The 16,936-nt window shown below is 60.6% G+C and carries 13 protein-coding genes, 6 tRNA genes and 1 pseudogene; 10 read left to right on the plus strand and 10 right to left on the minus strand.

The genetic code is table 11. The annotated features are described in order from the left end of the window. Window positions 1–584: 584 nt before the first annotated feature. From xopAW to KCG87_RS14190, 4 genes and pseudogenes are all read right to left on the minus strand, one after another. On the minus strand, window positions 585–1,433 hold the full coding sequence (gene xopAW, locus KCG87_RS14180; protein ID WP_210558141.1) for a XopAW family type III secretion system calcium-binding effector: 849 nt from the start codon (window positions 1,431–1,433) through the stop codon (window positions 585–587). Between the two features lie 120 nt (window positions 1,434–1,553). Then, a pseudogene (locus KCG87_RS27615) lies at window positions 1,554–1,649 on the minus strand (DUF4381 domain-containing protein); the annotation flags it as partial. 18 nt (window positions 1,650–1,667) lie between these two features. After that, the gene (locus tag KCG87_RS14185; protein WP_210558144.1) at window positions 1,668–2,717 is read right to left on the minus strand and encodes an ATP-binding protein; all 1,050 of its coding nucleotides are present in this window, start codon (window positions 2,715–2,717) and stop codon (window positions 1,668–1,670) included. Further along, complete coding sequence (locus KCG87_RS14190) at window positions 2,717–3,478, minus strand: response regulator (protein ID WP_210558146.1); 762 nt, start codon at window positions 3,476–3,478, stop codon at window positions 2,717–2,719. The genes KCG87_RS14185 and KCG87_RS14190 overlap by 1 nt, the downstream gene beginning before the upstream one ends. A 283-nt stretch (window positions 3,479–3,761) precedes the next feature. Between KCG87_RS14190 and pyrF the strand changes: the two genes are divergently transcribed. After that, on the plus strand, window positions 3,762–4,460 hold the full coding sequence (gene pyrF / locus KCG87_RS14195) for an orotidine-5'-phosphate decarboxylase (RefSeq protein ID WP_047295723.1): 699 nt from the start codon (window positions 3,762–3,764) through the stop codon (window positions 4,458–4,460). A gap of 141 nt (window positions 4,461–4,601) precedes the next feature. On the opposite strand, the gene KCG87_RS14200 is transcribed toward pyrF, so the two are convergent. After that, window positions 4,602–5,606: an NADP-dependent oxidoreductase gene (locus tag KCG87_RS14200; protein ID WP_210558149.1), complete on the minus strand. Its 1,005-nt coding sequence runs from the start codon at window positions 5,604–5,606 to the stop codon at window positions 4,602–4,604. Window positions 5,607–5,845: 239 nt separating this feature from the next. Here KCG87_RS14200 and KCG87_RS14205 point away from each other — a divergent pair, with 239 nt between their 5' ends. From KCG87_RS14205 to KCG87_RS14215, 3 genes are all read left to right on the plus strand, one after another. Then, window positions 5,846–6,607 carry an SDR family oxidoreductase gene (locus KCG87_RS14205; RefSeq protein WP_027612323.1) on the plus strand — a complete coding sequence of 254 codons (762 nt, stop codon included), beginning with the start codon at window positions 5,846–5,848 and terminating at the stop codon, window positions 6,605–6,607. Window positions 6,608–6,798: 191 nt separating this feature from the next. Further along, the gene (locus KCG87_RS14210) at window positions 6,799–8,151 is read left to right on the plus strand and encodes a PLP-dependent aminotransferase family protein (RefSeq protein WP_210558151.1); all 1,353 of its coding nucleotides are present in this window, start codon (window positions 6,799–6,801) and stop codon (window positions 8,149–8,151) included. Window positions 8,152–8,259: 108 nt separating this feature from the next. Further along, on the plus strand, window positions 8,260–10,227 hold the full coding sequence (locus tag KCG87_RS14215; RefSeq protein WP_210558154.1) for a methyl-accepting chemotaxis protein: 1,968 nt from the start codon (window positions 8,260–8,262) through the stop codon (window positions 10,225–10,227). A 665-nt stretch (window positions 10,228–10,892) separates the two neighbouring features. Here the strand turns inward: KCG87_RS14215 and KCG87_RS14220 are convergent. Next, on the minus strand, window positions 10,893–11,651 hold the full coding sequence (locus KCG87_RS14220; RefSeq protein WP_171061878.1) for a hypothetical protein: 759 nt from the start codon (window positions 11,649–11,651) through the stop codon (window positions 10,893–10,895). Between the two features lie 384 nt (window positions 11,652–12,035). Between KCG87_RS14220 and KCG87_RS14225 the strand changes: the two genes are divergently transcribed. The 6 genes from KCG87_RS14225 to KCG87_RS14250 all read left to right on the plus strand — a co-directional run bounded on the left by KCG87_RS14225 (window position 12,036) and on the right by KCG87_RS14250 (window position 12,657). Continuing rightward, window positions 12,036–12,111, plus strand: a tRNA-Glu gene (locus KCG87_RS14225). A 2-nt stretch (window positions 12,112–12,113) separates the two neighbouring features. Beyond that, window positions 12,114–12,189: transfer RNA gene (locus tag KCG87_RS14230), tRNA-Gly, on the plus strand. A 104-nt stretch (window positions 12,190–12,293) separates the two neighbouring features. Beyond that, a tRNA-Glu gene (locus KCG87_RS14235) sits at window positions 12,294–12,369 on the plus strand. Between the two features lie 3 nt (window positions 12,370–12,372). Continuing rightward, window positions 12,373–12,448, plus strand: a tRNA-Gly gene (locus tag KCG87_RS14240). 55 nt (window positions 12,449–12,503) lie between these two features. Next, window positions 12,504–12,579 (plus strand) — tRNA-Glu (locus KCG87_RS14245). Window positions 12,580–12,581: 2 nt separating this feature from the next. Next, window positions 12,582–12,657, plus strand: a tRNA-Gly gene (locus tag KCG87_RS14250). Window positions 12,658–12,788: 131 nt separating this feature from the next. Here the strand turns inward: KCG87_RS14250 and KCG87_RS14255 are convergent. The 4 genes from KCG87_RS14255 to KCG87_RS14270 form a co-directional block, all read right to left on the minus strand. Beyond that, the gene (locus tag KCG87_RS14255; RefSeq protein WP_210558156.1) at window positions 12,789–14,528 is read right to left on the minus strand and encodes a dipeptidase; all 1,740 of its coding nucleotides are present in this window, start codon (window positions 14,526–14,528) and stop codon (window positions 12,789–12,791) included. A 199-nt stretch (window positions 14,529–14,727) separates the two neighbouring features. After that, window positions 14,728–15,366, minus strand: a complete 639-nt coding sequence (locus KCG87_RS14260) for a LysE family translocator (RefSeq protein WP_096797798.1) — start codon at window positions 15,364–15,366, stop codon at window positions 14,728–14,730. 1 nt (window position 15,367) lies between these two features. After that, window positions 15,368–16,138, minus strand: coding sequence for a 2OG-Fe(II) oxygenase (locus KCG87_RS14265; protein ID WP_098965052.1), 771 nt, complete (start codon window positions 16,136–16,138; stop codon window positions 15,368–15,370). A 90-nt stretch (window positions 16,139–16,228) separates the two neighbouring features. After that, window positions 16,229–16,855, minus strand: coding sequence for a hypothetical protein (locus KCG87_RS14270; protein ID WP_098965050.1), 627 nt, complete (start codon window positions 16,853–16,855; stop codon window positions 16,229–16,231). Window positions 16,856–16,936 lie beyond the last annotated feature (81 nt).

A 16,936-nucleotide genomic window follows, 5' to 3' on the forward strand; every position in this document is an offset into this window, starting at 1 on the left:
GTTTCGCCCTTACGGCGAGTCACTTTTTACAAACGCCTAAAAAGTAACCCAAAACGCTTGCTCCTACGTTCGGCCCGCTCGCTGGGGCTCGGGGTCCCTTCGCTCCGGGATTGATCCGGGCGCAGCGCCTACGGTTTGCTTCGCTGCACCTCCTCTCGCTGTGTTTGGCTTCGCCAAACGGTCGCTGCGCTCCCACCCCCGGATCAATCCCTCCACTCAGCCTTCCGATGTCGCCCGTAGGTCAAGATCAAGAGCTTTCGGCGAGCTGACACTCGGCCATTGAGTGGGGCGGCTTCGCCGCGTGCGGTGCATACAGTTAAAAATTGTGGGAGCCAGCCTGCTGGCGATGGCGGCCTTACAGCCGACCAATTTCCAACTGACCACCCCCAATCCAACTGTGGGAGCGGGCTTGCTCGCGAAGGCGGCCTTATAGCCGAACAATCTCCAACTGAATGCACTCCATCCAATTGTAGGAGTGAGCCTGCTCGCGAAGAGGCATATCAGGCAACCAACCTCTCACGGTTACACCCAAATGACCGTTCCCACACTACTGCATGGAAACGATCATCCATCACGACTTCATCTCAGGTCGCCACATTCAGGTATTTGCCCACCGGCGCGGCATTGTCGAGCGAGTACTGTTTGCTCAAGTTGGCAATCATCCGGTTCAGCGCTTCGCTGGTGGTCTGGGTGCTGGCGGTCTGTTCTTCGGGCGGGTGTTCCCGACCTGCCTGTAGCGCCGCTTTCAGTTCGTCGCTGCTCACGCCGCCACTGCTGTCGCTGTCCAGTACCTTGAGCAATGCAGCGCTGGTATCAGTGCTACTCGTCGAGGCGCTGTCGCTGCTTTGCAACGCGCTGCTCAGTTCGGTCTCGCTGATGCTGCCGTCACCATCGGCATCCAGTTGGCTGAACAGTTCGTTGCTGGAGGCTTGTTGCGGCGGAGGTGGCGGTGGTGGGGTGAGGCTGGCGGTGAGTTCGTCCTGGCTGACGGTGCCGTCCTTGTTCTTGTCCAGGGCCGAGAATATTTGGTTGCTGTCGGCGCTGCTGCCGGCGCTGGTCAGGCCGTTGCGCAGTTCGTCGCTGCTGATGGCGCCGTCGCCATCGGCGTCGAGGGCGCTGATCAGGGCGTCGGCGAGGTCGGTGTTCGGTGCTTGATCCTGAGGTGGCGGCGGAGGCGCCATCGCGGTCATTTCTTCGGCGCTGAGGCTGCCGCTGGCGTCGCTGTCCAGATCGCCGAATTGCTTGCTCAGGTTGACCAGCAGGCCGTCGCCGGATTTCTGCGACAGGGCACTGTTCAGTTCGTCCTGGTCCACCGCGCCGTCGCCGTTGCTGTCGAGTTTGGCGAACAGCTGCTTTTGCAGTTGTTGGCTGCGGGCGTTCTGTGTGCTGCTGGTGCTGGTATAGCTCGTGTAGTTGCTGACGCTACCGATCATGGGCTCACTCCTTGGACTGTAAAACCGGTGGGTGTACCGGCTTGTGCAGACTCAAGGGGCAAGATGTCCTGGGTGTTTTGGCTTTGTACCGGTGGGTATACACGATGGAGTGAACACCACTGAAACCTGTGGGAGCGGGCTTGCTCGCGAAGGCGGCCGATCATTCAACACAGAAGTCGACTGACACACCGCTTTCGCGAGCAAGCCCGCTCCCACGGGGGATAGGTGTGTTTCTCAAGTGCGCGGCAGGCGGATGATTGCGGTCAAGCCGCCGCCCGGGGTTTCTTCCAGATTCAACTGACCACCCAGACGCTGCGCCGCTTCACGGGCGATGGTCATGCCCAGGCCGACGCCGCCGGAGTTGCGGTTGCGCGAGCCTTCCAGGCGAAAGAACGGTTCGAACACCGCCTCGCGCTTGTCTTCGGCAATCCCCGGGCCGTGGTCGATCACGCGGATCAGCAGTTGCTCGCGTTGATCCTGCAGTTCGATGCGTGCCTGTCCGGCGTAGCGCAGGGCGTTGTCCATCAGGTTGTTGATGCACGAGCGCAGCGCCATCGGCTGCACCTGCAGCGGTGCGCAATGGCCGCTGACTTCAACGTCTGCACCTTGATCCTGAGCGTTCTCGCACAACGATTCGACCAGCGCCTGCACATCCATCAACTGCAGGGCTTCGCTGGTGCGCTGTTCGTGCAAGTAGGTGAGGGTGGCGTCGAGCATGCCGATCATGTCGTTGAGGTCTTGGCGCATCTGGCCTTGCAGTTTTTCGTCGTCGATCTGTTCCAGGCGCAGCTTCAACCGCGACAGCGGAGTGCGCAGGTCGTGGGAGACGGCGCCGAGCATGCGTGCCCGTTGCTGCACCTGTTCGCGAATGCGTTGTTGCATCAGGTTGAAGGTGTGCGCCGCCTGTCGTGCCTCACGCGGGCCGGACTCGTCCAGCGGCGGGCTGTCGAGGTTTTCGCTGAGGCGTTCGGCGGCATCGCTCAGGCGCTGGATCGGCCGGCTGAGCAGTTTGGCGCCGTACCACGCAGCAATCATCAGCGAGATGAACTGGAAGGTCAGCGGCACCAGCGGCCCGCCGAACCACGGACGCGGCGGGCGATGGGCGAAACGCGGATCCGGCGGTGGCCGTTGGCCGTCGACGGCCTCGGCAAACTCCGGCGGGGGCGGCGGTGGGGGTGGCCCATAGTGATGAAACCAGGCAAAGGCCAGCAGGTGCGCCAGGACGATCGCCACGAACAGCATGCCAAACAGGCGGCCGAACAGCGTGTCGAAGCGCGCTCGCATCAGCCGATGTCTCGCGCGTCGAACAGGTAACCTTCACCGCGCACGGTTTTGATCAACTGCGGGGCTTTCGGGTCGTCACCAAGTTTTTGCCGCAGGCGCGACACCAGCAAATCGATGCTGCGGTCGAACGCCTCGATCGAGCGGCCACGGGCGGCATCCAGCAGTTGTTCGCGGCTGAGTACCCGGCGCGGGCGTTCGATGAAGACCCAGAGCAGGCGGAATTCGGCGTTGGACAGCGGCACCACCAGGCCATCGTCGGCGATCAGCTGCCGCAGCACACTGTTCAGGCGCCAGTTGTCGAAGCGGATGTTGGTGCGCTGTTCGGTGCGGTCATCGCGCACACGGCGCAGGATGGTCTGGATCCGCGCCACCAGTTCCCGGGGTTCGAACGGTTTGGCCATGTAGTCATCGGCACCCAGTTCCAGACCGATGATGCGGTCGGTGGGTTCGCAGCGGGCGGTGAGCATCAGGATCGGGATGTCCGATTCGGCGCGCAGCCAGCGGCACAGCGACAGGCCGTCTTCGCCGGGCAGCATCAAGTCGAGCACCACCACGTCGAAATGCTCGGCCTGCATCGCCTGACGCATGGCTGCGCCGTCGGTGACGCCGCTGGCGTGGATGTTGAAGCGCGCGAGGTAGTCGATCATCAGCTCGCGGATCGGCACATCGTCATCGACGATCAGCGCGCGGATGCTCCAGCGCTTGTCGTCTTTATGCTCATCAGTCACGGTGGTCTGGGTGTTGTGCATGGGGCTGTTCATCTGCCAGTAGGCCGCCAACCACAAAGATGGGCTGCGAGGTGGTGGTTTCAGCATAGGCGTCCTGCCGTGAGGCGGGAAGTGCTGATGTAAGGACGTGTTGCGGCTGGCGAGGCTAGCGCGGGCGCTTGTTGGCGGCGTGTCGGTTGTGTATCGGGTTCGACACAATAGCCGCGAGCGCTATGCTGATCACGTTTGCGGCGACGATTTACCGATCATCGGGTGCCGCGCTGGCGCCGCTTCCGCTACAATGCGCGCCGATTTCGACTTGCCTGAGAGCCCATCCATGTCCGCCTGCCAGACTCCTATCATCGTCGCCCTGGATTTCCCCACTCGTGACGCCGCACTGAAGCTGGCCGACCAGTTGGACCCGAAACTGTGCCGGGTCAAAGTGGGCAAGGAACTGTTCACCAGTTGCGCCGCGGAAATCGTCGGTACCCTGCGTGACAAAGGCTTCGAGGTGTTCCTCGACCTGAAATTCCATGACATCCCCAACACCACTGCGATGGCGGTGAAAGCCGCTGCCGAGATGGGCGTGTGGATGGTCAACGTGCATTGCTCCGGTGGTCTGCGCATGATGGCCGCCTGCCGTGAAGAGCTTTCCAAGCGCAGCGGCCCGCAGCCGTTGCTGATCGGTGTGACCGTGCTGACCAGCATGGAGCGTGAGGATCTGGCCGGTATCGGTCTGGATATCGAACCGCAGGAGCAAGTGCTGCGTCTGGCTGCGCTGGCCGAGAAGGCCGGGATGGACGGTCTGGTGTGCTCGGCGCTGGAAGCCACCGCACTGAAGTCGGCGCACCCGTCGCTGCAACTGGTGACCCCGGGGATTCGCCCGGCGGGCAGTGCGCAAGATGACCAGCGCCGTATCCTGACCCCGCGTCAGGCGCTGGATGCCGGTTCCGATTATCTGGTGATCGGCCGTCCGATCAGCCAGGCGGCGGATCCGGCCAAGGCATTGGCGTCGGTCGTGGCCGAACTGGCCTGATCAAACACGCAAGATCCAATAATGTGGGAGCGGGCTTGCTCGCGAATGCGGTGGATCAGTCGAAATTGATATCGACTGATCCACCGCATTCGCGAGCAAGCCCGCTCCCACAGTGCTTTTGGTGTGTTGTCGCGTTAAGTTTCAGACCTTCAGCACCAACTTGCCGAAATTCTCCCCGCTGAACAATTTCATCAGCGTCTCCGGAAAGGTCTCCAGACCTTCAACGATGTCTTCCTTGCTCTTGAGCTGCCCTTTGGCCATCCAGCCGGCCATTTCCTGCGCGGCACTGGCGTACTGCGCGGCGTAGTCCATCACCACAAAGCCTTCCATGCGCGCACGGTTGACCAGCAATGAAAGGTAGTTGGCCGGGCCTTTGACCGCTTCCTTGTTGTTGTACTGGCTGATGGCGCCGCAGATCACCACCCGGGCTTTCGGCGCCAGACGGCTGAGCACAGCGTCGAGGATCTCGCCGCCGACGTTATCGAAATACACATCAACGCCTTTCGGGCACTCACGCTTGAGTCCGGCCAGTACATCTTCGTGCTTGTAATCGATGGCGCCGTCGAAGCCCAGTTCATCGATCAGGTACTTGCACTTGTCGGCACCACCGGCGATGCCGACGACCCGGCAGCCTTTGATCTTGGCGATCTGCCCGGCAATGCTGCCCACCGCGCCGGCAGCCCCGGACAACACCACGGTGTCACCGGCTTTCGGTGTGCCGACGTCGAGCAGGGCGAAGTAGGCGGTCATGCCGGTCATGCCAAGGGCGGACAGATACACCGGCAGCGGCGCCAGTTTCGGATCGACTTTGTAGAAACCTCTGGGTTCGCCAAGGAAATAATCCTGCACGCCGAGGGCGCCGTTGACGTAGTCGCCGACGGCAAAGCCCGGGTTGTTCGAAGCGATGACCTGGCCCACGCCCAAGGCGCGCATGACTTCACCGATTTCTACCGGCGGGATATAGGACTTGCCCTCGTTCATCCAGCCGCGCATGGCCGGGTCGAGGGACAGGTATTGGTTTTTCACCAGTATCTGACCAGCGCCCGGTTCGCCGACCGGGACTTCCTGGTAGGTGAAGGTCTCACGGGTCGCAGCCCCCACCGGGCGTTTGGCGAGGAGGAACTGGCGATTGGTCTGACTGGTCATGGCAGGCACTCGAACTGTATGAAGCCTTGTTGATAGACCCTCAAGGCCAATGCTGCAAGGTCGGCTGATGTGGCGAATGCGCAATGATCCAGTGCAGTGATAGTGGCCCACAGGCTTTTATCACTGCGACGGATGAAGGCATAAACAGCCTTCTGATAGTGCTGACTCGGGACGGGCCCCGGTGACTATGCTGCGAGTCTGCAAATCCCTCCTGCATCTCTCCCTTCGAGGACATAACAATGAGCATGACGTTTTCCGGCCAAGTGGTCGTAGTCACCGGAGCGGCCAACGGTATCGGCCGGGCGACCGCCCAGGCGTTCGCCGCCGAAGGTTTGAAAGTGGTGGTGGCCGACCTGGACACGGCAGGGGGCGAAGGCACCGTGGCGCTGATTCGTACAGCCGGCGGCGAAGCGACCTTCGTACGCTGCAACGTTACCGTCGAAAGCGAAGTGAAGAATCTGATGGACGAGGTGATCAATACCTACGGTCGCCTGGACTACGCCTTCAACAATGCCGGGATCGAAATCGAGCAAGGCAAACTGGCCGACGGCTCGATGGACGAGTTCGACGCGATCATGGGCGTCAACGTCAAAGGTGTGTGGTTGTGCATGAAGTACCAGTTGCCGTTGTTGCTCGCTCAGGGCGGCGGGGCGATCGTCAACACCGCGTCGGTGGCGGGGCTTGGTGCGGCGCCGAAGATGAGCATTTATGCGGCGTCGAAACACGCGGTGATCGGCCTGACCAAGTCGGCGGCGATCGAATACGCGAAGAAGAAAATCCGCGTCAACGCCGTGTGCCCGGCGGTGATCGACACCGACATGTTCCGTCGCGCTTACGAGGCTGACCCGAAGAAAGGCGAGTTCGCCAACGCGATGCACCCGGTGGGGCGCATCGGCAAGGTCGAGGAAATCGCCAGCGCCGTGCTGTATCTGTGCAGCGATGGCGCGGCGTTTACCACCGGTCATTCCTTGGCCGTGGATGGCGGCGTCACGGCTTTCTGACGCTGAGTGGCAAGACTCTGGAGCCCGCCTCAGTGCGGGTTTTCCTGTTGCTGGGCGCCCGTTCCGTTAAACCGCTAAACAATGTGTATCAAACGGTTAGAACGGCTGCTTTTGACGGCGTTGTCGCACAGCCTGAGCGACGCGGCTGTGATTTACTGCCGCCAGCAAAATGGACAGGAGTTTGCGTGCTCATGGAATTGAGAATTGACCGACAGGCAATGTTGCCGGTCGTACAGCAGATTGTTGATGGCATGACTGAGTGGATCTCGCGAAGCGGTGTGGCGCCGAGCACGCGCTTGCCCTCCGTCAGGCAGATTGCGCGCTCCAATCTGCTGAGTCAGTCGTGTGTGGCCGAAGCCTGCGAACGGCTGGTGGCGCAAGGCGTTCTGGCCCCGCGTCAGGGCGCCGGGTTCATGGTGGCCGCGCAGGGCGGTGGGGTGATCGGGATTGACTGCGGGCAGGCACACAGCGGGTTGAAACTCGGCGAGGGAGGCTTGCCGCAGAGCTGGCGTGAATCCGACGACCTGAGTTATGCGATCCGTCAGGTGGCCCGTACCGACATGGCGAGTCTGTTCAATTACAGCAGCCCGCTGGGGCTGCCGGCGTTACGCGAGCAGATCGTCAAACGCCTCAGGCTGATCGGCGTCGAGGCTCTGGATGAACAGGTGCTGACGACCTCCGGTGCGAGCCAGGCGCTTGATCTGCTCGCGCGCACATTGTTGAAGGCCGGTGACTGCGTTGTCGTCGAAACCCCGGGCTATGCGCCGCTGTTCGAGCTGTTGCGCCTGTACGGCGTGCAGTTGCTGGAAGTGCGCCGCACGCCGAGCGGGCCGGATCCCCAGGCGCTGGAAGCACTGTTGCGGCAGTTCCGGCCGGTCGCGATGTTCATCAACAGTCACCACCACAATCCCACCGGCTCTTGCCTGACCCTTGGCGTTGCCCAACAGATCCTGCGGTTGTGCAACGCTCACGATGTGCGAGTGATCGAGGACGATGTCTACGCCGACCTGCACAATGGCAATGGCACACGCCTGGCGGCACTCGATGAGCGAGTGATCTATGTCGGCAGCTTTTCCAAGACACTGAGCAGCTCGCTGCGCGTCGGGTTTGTGTACGCCGAGCCAGCGCTGATAGCGCGGCTGGGGCGAATCAAGATGATCAGTAGCATGGGCGCTTCGAGTTTCAATGAGGCGGTGCTGACCAGTCTTCTGGCCAATGGCGCCTATCGCAAAATGGTCCAGCGCCAGCGTCAACGGTTGAATACCGATCGGGTCGCCGCGTTGCAGGCGCTGGAAGACGCCGACTGGGAGGTCTTCGGTAAGCCGTGTGGCGGCCTGTTCATCTGGGCCCGTGCCCCGCTGGGCGATACTGGCCGCTTGCACAGTCAGGCGCAGTGCAATGGTGTCAGCCTTTGCGACCCGGGGGCCTTCAGTCCGAGTGGCGAACCCAGTGAGTGGCAGCGGATCAACGTGGCCTATGCCTGTGATCCGAGGGCCCGGCAGTTTTTTCGCAGTACCGGTGTGAATCGACCTCAAGCGTTCTGAAAACGACGCGTGCGTAGCTTTTTGCCATTATTCCGACGCCAGAGACTTGTGCTGCTCCATGGCCGTTGCGAATCTTCGGCAACAGACTTTGGCAGGGGGCTTCGCGCAATGATTTCCGCCGTGCAAGGACGTTTTGCCAACCTCGGTATGGCGAAGAAACTGGGTATCGGGTTCGTGCTGGTGCTGCTGTTGACTGCGCTGGTGGCTGCCATTGGTGTCTGGTCCCTGCAGACCATCAGTCAGCGCTTCGATGGGCTGAAGCAGATGTCGTCGCTCAACAGTGCACTGCTCAAGGTGCGGCTGCTGGAGCAGGACTATGCGCTGCACAGCAACCCGAAAACCGTCGATGCCTTGCACGAAGGCGTAGACGGTTTGCTGGCCCAGGCGGCGCAACTCAAGGCGCAATCCCCGGCCAACGTGGCGGTGATGAGCGATGTCGAACAGGCACTGGGCGCTTATCGCAAGGCTTTCGATGAGTTTGTCTCGCTGACCCAGGCCAAGGATCTGGCGCTGGAAATGGCCAGTTGGTCGGTGTCCAGCGTGGCCAATAACCTGGACGTACTGCAGGCCGGTCTGGCCGATGATGGCGCGTATACCTTGAAGGACACCGAAGGCAAGGACGGCGCACAGTTCATCGAACAGGCCAGCCAGGTCAGCCAGGTGTCGCGGCTGATGTTGCAGGCGATGAACGAGGCGCGGGTTCGTCTGGATCAGAGCCGCAAGGGCGATGCCGACAGTGCCGGCAAGGGCAATATCGAGCAGGCCGCCCAGGCGCAGGCTCAGGCCGAGCAGTTGAAGACCACGGTCAAGGATGAGGGCTACCTGACGGTACTCAATGAAGTGTCCGGGCACATCGCCGGTTTCAACGACAAGCTCGCCGAGTACACCGGCCTGCTGGCCCAGGAAAAAACCGTCTACGAACAGTTGCACCAGCGTGCGGCGCAGGTGATGGAGCGCGTGGATCAGGCGTATGGCGCCGAGGACGGCGCGATGCAGGCGGAATTGAAGAAAAACTCGGTGTTGATCATCGGTTCTTCGGCGCTGGCATTGCTGGTCGGGCTGATTGCCGCGTGGGTCATTACCCGGTTGATCGTCGCGCCGTTGCGCACTGTGATGCGGGTGGCACAGCAGATTGCGGCCGGGGATTTGAGTGCGAGGGTGGAGGTCACCCGGCGTGATGAGATCGGGCAACTGATGCTGGCGATGCAGCAGATGGGCACTGGGCTGAGCACGATCGTCAGCGGTTTGCAGGCGGGCATCGAGCAGTTGGCCAGTTCCGCGCAATCGCTGTCGGCGGTCACCGAGCAGACCAACCTTGAGGTCAACAGCCAGAAGGAAGAGACCGAGCAAGTGGCCACGGCCATGAACCAGATGACCGCCACCGTGCATGACGTGGCGCGCAATGCCGAGGAGGCCGCGCTGGCCGCACAAACGGCGGATGCCAAGGTCGAGAGCGGGCAGCAGGTGGTGCGCCAGAGCATGGTGCGGATCGAGCAACTGGCGGATTCGGCGACGTCGGCAAGTTCGAGCATTGAAAGCCTCAGTGCGCAGATCCAGAACATCGGTACGGTGCTGGATGTGATCAAGAGCGTTGCCGAGCAGACCAATCTGCTGGCGCTCAACGCCGCGATCGAGGCGGCGCGGGCCGGGGAACAGGGCAGGGGCTTTGCAGTGGTGGCTGATGAGGTTCGTGCGTTGGCGCGGCGTACGCAGCAATCGACTGAGGAGATCGAGCGGCTGGTCAGTGCGTTGCGTTCGGCGGCGCATTCGTCGGTGCAGCAGATTCAGAGCAGTGGTGACTTGGTGAAGCTGGCGGTCAGTGATGCGCTGCAGACCGAGAGTGCGCTGGGCAGTATTGCGGCGGCGGTTTCGTTGATTCAGCAGATGAATCAGCAGATTGCGGCGGCGGCGGAGGAGCAGAGCTCGGTGGCTGAGGAGATCAATCGCAGTGTTACGAGTATTCGTGCGAGTGCGGATCAGTCTTCGATGGCGATGCGGGGGAATGCGGTTTCGAGTGTTGAGCTGGCGCGGTTGGGGGGGGAGCTCAAGGGGATGGTTGGGCATTTTCGGCTTTGACTTGGCGGCCTCTGGGCCGACCAGGTTCTGGGGGTTTTGGGTGAATATCCGTTGCTGCGGTAACGGCTTCTTATGGTTCCGCTCTTACAGCGGCTCACTTTTCCAGACGCCGAAAAGTAAGCAAAAGGCTTGGCCCCGGCGTTCGGCCCTCGCTTAGGCTCGGGTTCCTTCGCTGCGGGATTCATCCGGGCGCATCGCCTCCGGTTTGCTTCGCTGCACCTCCTCTCGATGTGTTTGGCTGCGCCAAACGGTCGCTGCGCTCCCACCCCCGGATAAACCCCTCCACTCAGCCTGCCGACGGGGCCGGCACGGCAAGATCAAGAGCTTTCGGCGAGCTGACACTCGGCCATTTGAGTGGTGAAGAGCGAGGCGGTGCACTATCTCGCTCTTCTGTAGGAGTGAGCCTGCTCGCGATGGCGGCCTGACAGCCGACCAGTCTCCAACTGAGCGCCCCCATTCCAACTGTGGGAGCTGGCTCGCCAGCGATGGCGGCCTGACAGCCGACCAGTCTCCAACTGAATAAACTCATGCCCACTGTGGGAGCGGGGGCTTGCTCGCGAAGAGGCCTGACTGCCAACCAATCTCTAACTGAATGTTCTCAATGGCAGTCAGCCCATCACCCACAAAAAAGCCACCTCCCGGTGGCTTCTCTCAACTCTCGACCATCAGTCGTAAATCACTTTCTTCTTCCAGTCCGCATCGGCTTCGACTTCTTTGAGGCCTTCGGTCAACTGGTTCACTTCGCCTTCAACCGGGGCAATCTTGTCCATGACCTGGGCATTGGCGCGGGCCAGGAGTTTTTCCAGGTATTGCAGTTGTTCCGAGTACATCTGCGGGTCTTGCTGTTTGCGCAGGTATTGCACGCCGCGTTCGAAGGCGAGGCGGGCCTGGCCGGGTTGGTTTTGTTGCAGGGATTGTTGGCCGAGGTTGTTGAAGAATTCGATGTGCAGCAGGACCAGGATGTGGCGGACTTCCTTGATCCAGTGTTTGGCTTCGTTCGGTGGCAGGAAGCCGTCATGGGCGGCGCGGGTGATCTGGCCGTGCAGGGCTTCGAGCAGGAAGCGGACGTCCTTGGCTTTGGCTTCGGTCAGGATCGGTGCCGGCGGGTTGTTGACCGGGATCGATTCGCCTTGGGCCACCAGTGCGCTGAGTTCGGTGATTCGGGCCTTGGTCGTGGCGCTGGTTTTTTCCAGGTTCAGCAGGCGCTGGCAGACGTTCAGTTCCAGACGGGTCAGCAGCAGCTTGAGTGCCGGGGTCATGAACTGGCCGGGGAAGGTTTCGGTCAGCTCGCCGCAGCGGCGCAGGCGGTCGTTGAGTTCGACTTTGGTGCGGGCCTTCTCCAGTTTGTTGTTTTCCACCACATGGTTCATGTAGCCAATGGCGATCAGAATTGCGATCCCGGCTATGACTAGCAGGGTGATCATGAGTGGTGTCACCGGTAAGACCTCTTTATAGGGTTCGCATGCGAGTGTAGTGGCTGGACATTCAGGCGCCCAGCGCCGCTCGACGAGTTGATTCAGCAGCTTCTGTCTATATCGGCTGCACACTGCTTATATGAATGCTGGCGCAAGGTGCGCAGATTGCCATCATTGTGTTGCGGACTATAACGCCTTGGCGGGTGGCGGAATATAGGCGTCAATCGTCGGGCGACGGAAAAGCCCGAATGCTCCCGTAAAGCAGGTCGAAGTCATTGATTTAAATAAATTTATATTCGGGGGTTGACGACCTCTCAAACCATCCATAGAATGCGCGCCACTTGCAGCGTAAAGCACACAGCGAAACGCGGCAGGGAGTGAATGTTGTAGCGTGTCCCCTTCGTCTAGTGGCCTAGGACACCGCCCTTTCACGGCGGTAACAGGGGTTCGAGTCCCCTAGGGGACGCCAATGCGGGAATAGCTCAGTTGGTAGAGCACGACCTTGCCAAGGTCGGGGTCGCGAGTTCGAGTCTCGTTTCCCGCTCCAATTTTAAACAGCACTGCTTTTGGGCGGGGCTGAGTGAAACCAGAACCAAGTCTTCGGATGCGGGTCTGGACACCGAAACACACACCATGTGTTCCGGGTAGCGTGTCCCCTTCGTCTAGTGGCCTAGGACACCGCCCTTTCACGGCGGTAACAGGGGTTCGAGTCCCCTAGGGGACGCCATTTGCGGGAATAGCTCAGTTGGTAGAGCACGACCTTGCCAAGGTCGGGGTCGCGAGTTCGAGTCTCGTTTCCCGCTCCAAATTCTAAAAGCGCCGCTCAGTGAGCGGCGTTTTTATTAGTGAAAGTTGTAGCCTGTCCCCTTCGTCTAGTGGCCTAGGACACCGCCCTTTCACGGCGGTAACAGGGGTTCGAGTCCCCTAGGGGACGCCAATGCGGGAATAGCTCAGTTGGTAGAGCACGACCTTGCCAAGGTCGGGGTCGCGAGTTCGAGTCTCGTTTCCCGCTCCAATTTCACAAAAACGCCGATCAGTGATGATCGGCGTTTTTGTTTGTGCAGCATTTGTCGCGCAACAAAAAAGGACCTTCGGGTCCTTTTTTGTTTTCACGTCAGGCCCGCTGAATCACGGGCCCATGCCTTATCAGAGCTTCGGTAGCTGGCCGACACGGCCCATCATCTCAGTGACGATCTGCAGATCCAGCAGGAACTGGTCAACCGTCTTGAACTCGCCATCGGTATGCCCGGTGTATTTGACTTCAGGCCGGGCCAGGCCGAATTGCACGCCGTTCGGCAGTTCATGCACCGAGGTCGCGCCGGCAGACGTGCCGAACTCGTGCTTCATGCCGAGGTTTTCAGTGGCCACCGCCAGCAGTGCCTTGACCCATTCACCTTCCGGATTGCGGTACATCGGTTCGGCGATCGAGTAGGTGAAGTCCACGGCAACGTGGGATTTCTTGCTCCAGGCGGCGAGCTTGTCAGCGATTTCCTTCTTCAGCACTTCTGGCGATTTGCCCTTCGGCACGCGCAGGTTGACTGCCAGTTTGAAGGCTTTGTCGTCCACGCCGACGTAGGTCAGCGAGGTGGTCAGCGGACCCATGAACGAATCGGAGAAGCCCACGCCGAGTTTTTTACCCAGATAATCCAGGCCCCAGTTGGTGGACGCATAGCGTGCAGCGTCGGTGATCTGGTTGTGCTTGAGCGCCACCTTGCCGTCGAGGCTGTTGATGAAGTCGAGCATCCGCGCGACCGGGTTGACGCCGGACTCGGGTTCGGAGGAGTGCGCTGACACACCGGTGACGCTCAGCTTGACGTCTTTGCCGTCAACCTTGGCCGCGACTTCGAAGTCACCACCGTGTTTTTTCGCGTATTCGCTGCCGGCTTTCTGCAGACTCGCAGCCAGTTGCTCAGGCTTGTCGGTGACGAGTGTCGCCACCGAAACCGATGGAATCTGGTTGGTTGCCAGGCCGCCGGTCATCGAGATGATTTCTGCGCCGCTGCCTTCAGCCTTGCGCAGCGGGAAATTGGCCATGACCGTGCCGTAGCCTTTCTCGGCAATGACCACCGGGTAGCCACCGTCCAGCGCCATGTTGTAGTTCGGCGTCGGGTTGTGTTCGAAGTAATACGGGATCGCGTCGCCGGTGGTTTCTTCGGTGGTGTCCACCAGCAGTTTGAAGTTGCGTGCCAGCGGCAGCTTTTCTTCCTTGATCACTTTCATCGCGTACATCGCGACGACGATGCCGTTCTTGTCGTCCTCGGTGCCGCGACCGTACATGCGGTCGCCGATCAGCGTGACTTTGAACGGGTCGAGTTTGGTGCCGTCCTTCAGCACCCAGTTTTCCGGGGTGACCGGCACCACGTCGGCATGCGCGTGAATGCCCACGACTTCGTCGCGGCTGCCGTCGAGGGAGATTTCATAGACGCGGTTGTCGACGTTGCGGAACTTCAGGTTGAACGATTCGGCCAGGTTCTTGATCTTTTCGGCGATCTTGATGAACTCCGGATTGTCGTGCTGGGCCACGCCTTCTTTCTGGAAGGTCGGGATTTCCACCAGTTCGCGCAGGGTTTCCAGGGCGGCTTTGCCGTACTTGGCGCGGGTGTAAATGCCCAGCAGGCGGTAGATCTCGTTCTGCTGTTCCGCGCTCGGGGTCTTGTTGTCGAGAAAGGCGTTGATTGCCGGGCCGAGGTTGTCGGTTTTACCCAGGTCGCTCTTGCCTACGGCACCCAGAAACTGGCGGAAGTCGGTGAGGCTCGCCTCATCGAAACTCTTGAGAATGGCTGCGCTCTGTTGCGGAGTGATGTTGGCCTGCGCGGGCAGGGTGAACGCAGAAAAGCTGGCCAGGATCAGGCTGGCAGCGGCCAGGCGCTTGAGAGAAAAATTCATTGCGGTGGGCATTCCTTTGCAGGCAGTTGAGTGGAAGTGTTTGAAAGTTGAAACAAATCTTTTCCAAACTAACACCGCGAAGGTGTTGAAGGGGAGCCCCTGAAGTGGGATCCGTCGCACAGAAATGCAAAAGCGGCGCACAAACGAAAAAGGCCCGAGCAGTGTGCAACTGACCGGGCCTTGTCTTTGGGTGTCGTTTTTACATCGACAGCACCAGCCTGCCGGCGAACAGAATCAGGATCACGCCCATGCTGCGCTCGAACCAATGGCCCATGCGCATGAACAGGGTGCGTACCCGGCTGCTGGAGAAAAACAGCGCGACGATCACGAACCACAGCGCATTGACGAAGCACATCCACACCCCGTACAGCGCCTGAATATTCAGCGGGGTGCTGGCGCTGATGATCGTGGTGAAGATCGCCAGGAAGAACAGCGTGGCCTTGGGGTTGGTGGCATTGGTCAGAAAACCGGTGCTGAACGCCTTGAACAGCGACTGCTCGACCAGCGGTTCGTCAGCGCTTTTTTCGCCTTCGAGCGTGGTCTTCGGTTTACTGCGGATCAGGCTGATGCCGAGGTAAAAGATGTATGCGCCACCGATCACCTTGGCCACCGTCAGCAACCACGGCGTGGTGTGCATCAGGGCGCCAACGCCGAGCAAGGTGTAGAGAACGTGCACGGAAATGCCGGCGCCGATGCCCAGTGCGGTGCAGATGCCCACCAGTCGGCCGAAGCGCACGCTTTGGCGAATGGTCACGGCAAAGTCCGGGCCGGGAGCGACCACGGCCAGAAAGTGAATGGTGGCCAGCGCCAGAAACTCGCCCAGGTAGTTCGATAACATCTCAGCTCCAGAAGGTCAGGGGTGAAGCATTGCCGCGATAGCCGACAAAGAACGAAAGGCTCAGACGCGGATCCGCCACGCCCGGGGTCACCGAGTGCATGCAGCGCGAATTGAACATGATGAAATCGCCCGGCTCCGGCCGCACTTCCAGGGTCGGAGGGCCGAGCAGCGCCGGGTCGATGCCGTAACTGTCGCCACGCATCTGGTCGAACTGATCCGGGGTGATGTCGTCGTCCCACATCTGCAGTGCGCCGCCCTCGGTCGGCATGTTCAAGTAGACGTTACAGGCGAACTGCGCCTCCAGGCTGCGGGCCTGAAAGCTGTCCGGGGCGTCCTTGGCGAAAATGTCGTGGTGGGCGAGGAAGCACACGCCGGGTTTGACCACCCGCGACAGGCCGACATACATCTTGCGGCCATAGAGGTTTTCCAGATGTGCGCCGGCCGGCCACGTCTCGTCGAGCATGCAGCGCAGGGTGTCGACCGGCGAGGAATAGGGCGCACAGCGCTCGCGCAGTTCGGCGATGTTGCGGGTGGCGCGCTCGAAGTAGTCCTCGATCAGCAGCGGCTGGTTTTCCGCCTCGTAAAACGCCATGCCGATGCGGCCGATGCTCGGCGCGTTGATGTAACCCTCGAAGCCCGGAGCAAGAATCTTGTCGCCAATCTCGATCGCCAGCGGCTCGGGCAAGAAGCCTTTGACGCGGATGGCGAGGACTTCTTCGTTGGCCAGTTTTTTTATGCACGTCTCATCGAGACGCTCGACGTCTAGCATCATTGTTTTTAGGTCCATCTATCGATAGTCAACGGAACCGGCGAGTGCGGTTCCCCCGGCGTCGGACGCTGCGCGGAGCAGCGCCCGAGAAGCTTAATCCACGCTGTAGTGGACGGATAACGTGCCTTTCTTCTGCGAAAGCGAGGCGATCGTGACTGTGCCCAAATCCTTCAGGCTGCGTACATGGGTGCCACCGCAGCCATAGGCCGGCAGCTCGCCAAAACCGATTTCCCGCGCGCCTTCGCGCAGTGAGGTCAGGCGCGGCAGATCGTGTTCGATCCACTGACGGATACCGTATTGAACGGTAGGTGCGTCGACTTCCTGCGCGGCATCACCCGGTTTGAACTGCACCCGGCCTTCGTCTGGCCAGTGGTGTGCCTTGATCGGCGTCCAGCCCATGGCCTGCACGAAATGCCCGATCAGGTGCCCGGCCGAATGCATGCGGGTGTTGTAGCGGCGACGTTGTTCATCCACATGAATACAGGTCATGCCGGGTTTTACCGGACGATCGACGTAATGCACTATCCGGTCAGGTTCCTGCACCACGCGCAGCACCTGGCTTTCGCCGATCATGCCGGTGTCACAAGGCTGACCACCGCCTTGCGGATGAAACAACGTGGCGCGCAGCACCACGGCAAATTCGTTCTCGTGGGGCGTGCAGTCGAGGACTTCCACATTAGCCTTGAGGTCATCACTATGGAAAAAGAGGCGAAGCGTCATATTCCATGCCCTTATTAAAGTGTCTGTTTTTATTATATGAATCGTGCAATAACGTGATAATCCGTTCAAACATCAAAGGAC

This window comes from Pseudomonas sp. MWU347 (genome assembly GCF_017947305.1).
GTDB lineage: Bacteria > Pseudomonadota > Gammaproteobacteria > Pseudomonadales > Pseudomonadaceae > Aquipseudomonas > Aquipseudomonas putida_A.